Annotated in this window: 2 protein-coding genes; one reads left to right on the plus strand and one right to left on the minus strand. The window is 65.0% G+C overall.

Annotation, left to right across the window (positions count from 1 at the left end; translation table 11 throughout):
- The first annotated feature begins 76 nt into the window (after window positions 1-76).
- The gene (locus tag IF00_RS0140315; RefSeq protein WP_030327081.1) at window positions 77-433 is read left to right on the plus strand and encodes an ankyrin repeat domain-containing protein; all 357 of its coding nucleotides are present in this window, start codon (window positions 77-79) and stop codon (window positions 431-433) included.
- Here the strand turns inward: IF00_RS0140315 and IF00_RS44705 are convergent.
- Window positions 384-1,183 (minus strand): IS5 family transposase gene (locus IF00_RS44705; RefSeq protein WP_167346912.1). Its coding sequence is split into 2 segments (ribosomal slippage): window positions 384-844 and window positions 844-1,183, totalling 801 coding nucleotides; the frame shifts between segments, so codons are not numbered across the junction. The genes IF00_RS0140315 and IF00_RS44705 overlap by 50 nt on opposite strands.
- Window positions 1,184-1,232: the final 49 nt, after the last annotated feature.

Genomic DNA, 1,232 nt, shown 5'->3' on the forward strand with positions numbered 1-1,232 from the left:
AGAGGTCATCTCATTTGGCTGCCAACAGTGGGGAATATTGCTGGTGAGAGCGTCTCGATCGCTGTTGAATGCCTCGATGAGCGACTACTGGACACCAACCCACTTCGCGGTCGAGCACGAGGATGCGGAAAGCCTGGCCCGCCTGCTCGCCAACGGCGCCGACCCTGATGAGGTCCTGAGCAACATGACGCTGCTGACGCACGCGATCGACACCGAGGGGGATGGTGCCCTGCAGAGCGGCCAGCCGTTGACGGTGCACACCACTGCCGTACTGCTGGCGTTCAGCGAGGATCCTGAACTCGCTGATCCGGACGGTCGCACTCCCCTGGAGGTGGCCACTTCCTACGATCATGACCTGGCTGTACAGCTGCTGCGAACCCACATCAGCAAGCGAGCCGGCGGTGACAGACGAGGACGCAGGCGATGGTGGTGAAGGCAAGGAAGTGGTCCGCCTTGCGTTCGTAGCGGCGGTGGAGCCGGCGGCAGCCAGCGAGCCAGGCCATGGTCCGTTCGATGGTCCAGCGATGGCGGCCCAGTCGCTGAGAGGACTCGACGCCCCTGCGCGCGATGCGGTGGGTGATACCTCGCTCGCGTAACCATCGCCGCAAGTGGGAGTAGTCGTACCCCTTGTCGCCGTGAAGCTTGCCGGGCTTGCGCCGTCGAGGCCCGCGACGGGAGCGGATCGGCGGTATGCCCTTGACCAGTGGGATCAGGGCCTGACTGTCGTGCACGTTGGCTGCCGAGATCCCGACAGATATGGGCAGACCGGTTCGCTCGGTGATCAGATGGATCTTCGAGCCGTACTTGCCCCGGTCGACAGGATTCGGACCTGTCAGGTCCCCCTTTTCATCGCCCGCATGTTCACCGAATCGATCGCGCAGCGGGACCAGTCCAGATCGCCGCGGGCGCCGAGGTCGTCGAGGACCAGGCGGTAGAGCTTGGCCCACACGCGGGCCTTCGTCCATTCCGAGAAACGCCGGTGGGCTGTCGCTCCCGACAGCCCGAACGACGCGGACGGCAACTGCTGCCAGGTGCAGCCCGAAGTGGCCACAAACATGATCGCGGCCAACACCTCCCGGTCGCCATGCCGACGTCGGCCACCACCCTGGGGTCGCGATGGAGCTTCCGGTACCACTCGCTGGAACAGTTCCCACAACTCGTCCGGCACCAGCCGCTCAACAATCCCCGCCACGAGCCCGCACCCTACCGGCTCCCCAAATGAGATGGCCTCT

Source organism: Streptomyces flavochromogenes, assembly GCF_000717595.1.
GTDB classification, from domain to species: Bacteria; Actinomycetota; Actinomycetes; order Streptomycetales; family Streptomycetaceae; genus Streptomyces; species Streptomyces flavochromogenes.

Excerpts from the sequence above, each read along its gene's own strand:
- IF00_RS0140315 (WP_030327081.1), top strand. The coding sequence starts at position 77 with ATGAGCGACTACTGGACACCAACCCACTTCGCGGTCGAGCACGAGGAT.